Source organism: Neisseria sp. P0022.S010, from assembly GCF_051956635.1.
In genome coordinates this window covers 1-6,275 of record NZ_JBQCXF010000158.1, presented here as the reverse complement: position 1 = coordinate 6,275, position 6,275 = coordinate 1, and the positions used below count along the sequence as shown (strand labels likewise).

Genomic DNA, 6,275 nt, shown 5'->3' with positions numbered 1-6,275 from the left:
TCTCTAAGGTAGCAGGTTCTTTGACGATTCAGGTACTGTTCGATCGGTTGCCAATCAATCACTTGATCCAACTTCAATAGTGGGAAGCGGTCGATGTGTTTGGCAATCATGGCTTGTGCGGTTTGCCGGAAGAAGGTGCTCATGGAAAATCCCCTAAATGTCTTGGGCGGGACTTTAGGGGATTTGGGGGATTTTGCAAAGGTCTCCTATTGCCTTGATGCACGGTTGCTTAGGTTAAAACTTCATCTCCAAAGTCAGGGTGTAATTTCGTCCCGGTGCGGCGTAGCGGTTATACCTACCGACATTATTGTGCCTATTGACCGCTCCTTCGGCAGTCTGCCTTACAGACTCCCAAGTGGTATACCGGTAGTTGAAGAGGTTATACACGCCTGCGCGCAGGGTCAGGTGTTTCTTGATATTGTAATATCCGGAAACATCCGTAACATGCCAAGGCCGCGTCCGCCGTGATGCTGCTTTTTTAGCATTGGCATTACCGTTCAACAGCGCCTGGCTGCCTAGCAGTTCGTCAACAGATTTTGCCTTGGAATAAGTAAACATCGTATTGATGCCCCATATTCCGTCAGGATGGTCGTAACCCAAACCCAATACATATCGTGAAGGTTGGACAGCATCAAAGAGATATGAAGTTACAAACGTCCTGTCGGCGCGTATATCGGCATCTTTGACCTTGATACGGTTATAGGCAAGCGTGGAATACAACCCGTCCGGCAACCCGCCCCATACACCGTGCCAATCGATTTTACCCAAAATATTGATACCGGCTATCCGTGCATTTTGAGCATTTCGGTATCCGGGGTCGCCAGAAGCCGAAGTTTGCCCGTTTTGAGTTCGGGTTTCATAACCGAATGCAATCAGGTCGCGATAAGCATTGTTGAAATAGCTGGCTTCCAAATTGCCGAAGTCCCCTTTAAATACAATACCTGTCTCTCTATTAAAGGATTTTTCCGGTTTCAGATCCAACGTTTTCAAAGACTCCCCGGCTCTCCAGCCGTACATTTCGGCAAACGACGGTAGACGGAAGCCCGTAGAAGCGCGATAAGTCAAATCCATCCAGGTGAAAGGCTTGAGGACTACGCCTGCGTTCCAAGAAAGGTTGCGGTGAGTGCCGGTAGAGACACTCTTATCTTCCGAATGCGTACTGCGGTAATCGTAACGTATGCCTGCTCCGACATCCGCCCACCTGCCCAAACGAACATTGTCTTGAACGGCTGCATAATAACCGTTGCCGCCGATATTCCTCGGTGTGCAGTCTGTATAGGTGTTATTGCCGAAGCGGCATATCGGCGATGTATTGACCGTGGTCTTGCCGATAGACACCCAATACGGTTTGCCTTGGCTTCCGTTGGGTGACTGCGCCCCTTCCGGAGTTTTCGATCCATATGCCTGAACTGCGTTTTGCAGATAATAATCGCTGTGGGACAATTGTGACTTAAAGCGGTCGTACCCTAGATTGATACTCAAATTGTGACGGATTTTGGCCGTATCAAATGCCTTTTTAAATACTGCTTGGAACAGGTTTCGGCTTTCTTCATAAATCATCCGGTCGGATTTATAGAAGGAATACGGTTTATTACCGTCGGGACGGCAATTTTTATCCGAACCGTCGTAAGAGCAATGCGTCTGCTGCAAATGGTTGTCCAAATCTATACCTTGCCGGTCATAAGAAAGTCGGGCGTAATCGGCCCAGGTATCCTTGTCAGCATTATGGTAAACATATTCGACCCCGTAGCGGTTTTTAGTATGGCGTTCATCATAAAACACGCCGGTACCGTAACCGATACCCTGCAATGTACCGCCCTCTCCATGAACAAACAGCCTTTCTGCCTTATTATTGCCCGAATATTTGCCAAAGCCGCTCGGTGTACCGTTTCTCCGGACACTTTCATTCAGATCGGCCTCGGTCAAATAGGCAGGAACAGTCATATCCCGTGTATCAAAGGTCTGCTGCGTGCGTTCGAGAACAGCTCCGACATAATGGCGGTTGTCCAAATGCCAACCCGGTCGGAACAGCCATGATTGGCTGCCATACTCAAGCGGGTCCGCAAGGAAGCGGCTGGGGCCGGTATAATCCTGCGTGCTGACGGTTTTGCGCTCATCTTTGGCCAAAGCATCTTTTTTCGCATTGCCTTTACAGGCAGCATATCCATTGGGGCATTCTTCTTCGACAATGAAATTTGCGTACGGATGGGTATCCTCGACCGGCATCAGCCGGTTGAAGCTCTGCACACCTTTACCAGCATCTTTATGCGCATGGATTTCCTGCCCCCGCCGTTTAGTATAAATAAGGAGGGCTTCCGCGCCGCCGCTGCGTCCTGCAAGCGCAAGGGACTGTGTCAGGGCATGGTCTTTTCCAGAATAGGCAGTTTTGCTCTGAATGCCCCACTGTTTCCCCTCTCTGATAATGTCGGCTGCGGTTTTGGTTTGAAATGCGACCGAACCTGCCAATGCGCCGTTTCCGTATTCTGATGAATTCGAACCCTTGCTGATTTCAACGGCCTTGACGTTTTCATACTCAATTTCATTGATTGCGCCGCTACTGCCCGCCGTCCTCGTCCCACCCAATGCCGCCTGCGCGGTGTAGGACTGTATTTGCGAAACGCCGTCTACCGTTAAGGAAACACGGTTTTTATCCATGCCGCGTATTGAATAGCCGGAACTTGCGCCCCGACCCTGTTCGACCACAGCAATACCCGGATCGTAACGGGTCAGGTCTCGGATATTCAAAACCTGTTCTTTACTTAGCGTATCAGAAGATTTGACTAGTTTGCCCAACCCGGTTACTTCGTTATCACGGCGGGTTTTCTGTTTTTTCGCATTGACCTGCACGGTATCGAGCTGCTTTTCCATCACTTGTCCGGACGGTAAAACATCCGCATAAGCAGGCAGCGCAGTCATCAGCGACAGGCATAAAATATTTAATCGGAACAAATGTTGCTGTTTCATATCATTTCTCTACTTACTGCCTTCAGACGGCATTTAAAGCCGATATGCCGTCTGAAGAACTTTCCTCTGTCAACCGGCAGCCCAGTTTACCGGACAAGCTGTTGGCGTTTCGTACCGAATACCACTGCCGCCTTGCCGCTTTCTCCCTCCAATGTATTTCCGGAGAACGATCCGCCCATCTCAATGGCGTTTTTGCCGTAGAAGCCGCCGGACACATCTGCACGGATATTCGTCCGTTTCGGATCGATGGTATTTTTCGGATCTAATGCAAAGCCGTTTTCACCGGTTTTCGCCACACCTGAAAAACCATTGCCCTGAATCGTGGCAGTGATGGTGAATACGGGGGCAATGCGGTCTTTCGCCGTCAGCATACCGTTGAGGGTTTTCTCGGCAAAATTAACTTTAAACTCCGCCCGGTTACCGCCTTCCTTATTGGAAGGTTCGGCACTCCAGCTCGTACCATTAACAATAGTACCCGACCATGTACCGCGATATACCGCCTCTCCCGCCGTTACAGGCATATCGGAAACCGGCGTACGGCTGCCCTGCAGGAACATATCGTGCGAACCGCCGTGTTCCAACACCCCGAAATGCAGGTAATCCAAATTGGAGCAGCATACCGACACCTTCATACCATCTTTCTCAAATACATGCTGGAATGCCGTCTGAATGCCTTCGGACGGCACAAGCGCAAGCTCTACGCCGCCAATCAGCAGTTTGGCCACGTTGCCGAAGCTGTCTATCTGTTTTTTCACAAAATCCGCACCGATGCGGTAAGCGTCCATAAAGGTTTCAGCCAATGGTTTTTCTGCACCGTCTTTCTGTTTCGCGCCGAATACGGCAAGCACTTTCTTATCGTTTGCCAAAAACTTGCCGCCCAACTCATCGCCCTGAGGCCCGTAGAAACCACCTTCCAGACTATCAGAATCAGAAACGAAGGGATGACCGTTCCCAGTATCTTTATCTGCAGCCAACGCCTTACCTTTGAAGCGGTTACCGTGCAGGTTAGCCTGAATGTCGTAACGTTTAATTTGTTTGGCTTTATTTTCGGTTTCGTTATGGGTAATCCGGTTATTGCGGTAGAGCGCGCCGGTCATGGTCTTGGCGGCGAAATCCACCTCAAACTCGCTGGTCAGCCCGAAATCGGTCTGACCTTTCGGTGCCTCGCTTTCATTGCGCAACACATCCGCTTCCTCGGCAGACAAAGCCCCGTACCTATCCCCCGCTGGCGGACTACCCAACTGGGGAAACTTCTGTTTTTCCTTGGCATCGGTTACATAATCCCAAGTACCTTTGTAAATCGCCTTGCCCGTCGGCAGAGCTTGGGAAGGATTGCTGCCTTTGTAGAAAAGGTAGCCGTCCGGACCGAAAAGGGCGATATTGTTTTTGGGATCGATTTTATTGGCACCGTTGCGGTAGATATAGCCCGAGCGGACATACTTGAATTTCGTGTATCCTTCCACGCGGCTTTTACCGTCGCCCGTTGTGATGGATTCGTTCAGCGTACCCTTATCCATCGCAAAAATGTCATCCTTTTGGGGAAACTTATCCGGTTCACCCGCCGCCAATTTCACCCAATCCGCATCCGACAGCGGCTGATGCCCCTGTTTCACGTTGAAATGGACATTACGGCGCGGTATTTTGGCTGCAAAACCGTAAGCCGGACGGTCGTTTTCCGCCGCCTGCGCTTCATCGGGTTTTGCCGGTTTTTCAGTCTGTTCGTCTTGGTATTTCGGTGCTTCGGACTGCGGGTTGTGCTGTTTCGTTTCCACGCTGTCCAAATCGAAACTGCCGCCGCCCGCGCAGGCAGAAAGCAGCAGCACAGGCAGGATACCGGCTGCTTGGGCAATAAGTGAATTTTTCATATCAACTTTTTTAAAAATGATAATAGTTTATATTCTATTAACTTAAAATGTAATTTGCAAACATTTTCTGACGTATCTTCACAAAAAACACCCGCACATCCTTACTCCGGATATACGGGTGTTTGAGCAAACCTTGCCTAACCCAAAGACACCATTTCAATCTGCTCCATCGTCCTACCCAGAAAACGTTCGCCTATCGTTCTGAATTTCAAAGGAATATCGCTGACATAAAAACGATAGTCGGGATTATTGTTGTCAGTATTGAGTAATCCCTCCTGCGCAAGGACGCGTGCTGTTTCTTCAGCCATCGTAATTGCAGAATCAACCAACGCGACATTACCCGCCTCCCTACCGATTAAGGGCTTGAGCAAGGGAAAGTGCGTGCAGCCCAACACCAGCGTATCGATGCCGTCTGCAAACAATGGTTTGAGGTATTCGCATACGGTCAGGCGGGTAACTTCATGTTCCAACCAACCTTCCGCCTCGGTACGGGTATGTTGTTTGTAACCGAGTTTGTAGAGGCCGTTTTTCTTTGTCCAGCGGGCATCGCTGTCTTTACTCGGTGTGGTTTGACCGCTGACTTGTCCTTCTTCATCGACTTCTATGGCCTGACGCTGTTTGCTGCCGGCGGTCTGAATAATGGTGGCGTCAATGACGGCGGCAGATGCTTTCTCTATTTTTAGGCCTTTTTCGGTCAGTTGGCAGTTAATCAGTTTTAGCAATTCGGACAGGATGTCGTCTTGCGCCAGCCAGTTGCGGTAGCGGCATAAGGTGCTGTAATCGGGGATGCTCAGTTCGTCAAAACGGCAAAACAGGTTGAAGTCGATGCGGGTGATGAGGCTGTGTTCGAGTTCGGGATCGGAGAGGCTGTGCCATTGTCCGAGCAGGATAGCTTTAAACATGGACAACAGGGGATAGACGGGACGGCCGCGGTGGTCTCGGACGTAACGGGTTCTTTGACGATTCAGGTATTGCTCGATCGGTTGCCAATCAATCACCTGATCCAACTTCAATAGTGAGAAGCGGTCGATGTGTTTGGCAATCATGGATTATGCGGTTTGCCGGAAGAAGGTGCTCATGAGAAATCCCCTAAATGTCTTTGTGGGAATTTAGGGGATTTTGGGGTGTAGAAACTAGTAGCGTTGTTTACAGTATTTCCAGGAGAATACTGAAACATGAACATGCACAAAAACACCCGTCTCACCCCGCACCACCGTCAAGCCATTTGGCTGGCCTACACGCAGGGGAAGGAAAGCGTAACCTCCCTGGCACGCCGCTACCAAGTCAGCCGCGTCACCATTTACCGCGCACTTAAAGCCGCAAGAGGCAGGCTGCCCAAACCCCAAACCAGTACCAACAACCGTTTCAAACAGGCAAAGTACGGAATGAAACGCCTGGCCAAGGTAGAACGCGGCATTCAGGAAAAACTCAAAAGGCAGGCCAAAC

At 50.1% G+C, this 6,275-nt stretch carries 4 protein-coding genes and 1 pseudogene; 1 reads left to right on the top strand and 4 read right to left on the bottom strand.

The genetic code is table 11. From position 1 onward, the window contains the following. The 4 genes and pseudogenes from ACTHUT_RS12475 to ACTHUT_RS12460 form a co-directional block, all read right to left on the bottom strand. Positions 1 to 143, bottom strand: a pseudogene (locus tag ACTHUT_RS12475) (IS5/IS1182 family transposase); the annotation flags it as partial. A gap of 91 nt (positions 144 to 234) precedes the next feature. Beyond that, the gene (locus tag ACTHUT_RS12470; protein ID WP_250601534.1) at positions 235 to 2,964 is read right to left on the bottom strand and encodes a lactoferrin/transferrin family TonB-dependent receptor; all 2,730 of its coding nucleotides are present in this window, start codon (positions 2,962 to 2,964) and stop codon (positions 235 to 237) included. A gap of 86 nt (positions 2,965 to 3,050) precedes the next feature. Next, a complete protein-coding gene (locus ACTHUT_RS12465; protein WP_440418852.1) occupies positions 3,051 to 4,829 on the bottom strand; it encodes a transferrin-binding protein-like solute binding protein in 1,779 nt (592 codons plus the stop codon). A gap of 137 nt (positions 4,830 to 4,966) precedes the next feature. Beyond that, complete coding sequence (locus ACTHUT_RS12460; protein WP_250601536.1) at positions 4,967 to 5,875, bottom strand: transposase; 909 nt, start codon at positions 5,873 to 5,875, stop codon at positions 4,967 to 4,969. 129 nt (positions 5,876 to 6,004) lie between these two features. Between ACTHUT_RS12460 and ACTHUT_RS12455 the strand changes: the two genes are divergently transcribed. Continuing rightward, the coding region (locus tag ACTHUT_RS12455) for a helix-turn-helix domain-containing protein (RefSeq protein WP_440418851.1) at positions 6,005 to 6,275 on the top strand (271 nt) is incomplete at its 3' end.

Coding starts and splice junctions, on each gene's coding strand:
- ACTHUT_RS12460 (WP_250601536.1), bottom strand. CDS start 5,875: ATGATTGCCAAACACATCGACCGCTTCTCACTATTGAAGTTGGATCAG.
- ACTHUT_RS12465 (WP_440418852.1), bottom strand. CDS start 4,829: ATGAAAAATTCACTTATTGCCCAAGCAGCCGGTATCCTGCCTGTGCTG.
- ACTHUT_RS12470 (WP_250601534.1), bottom strand. CDS start 2,964: ATGAAACAGCAACATTTGTTCCGATTAAATATTTTATGCCTGTCGCTG.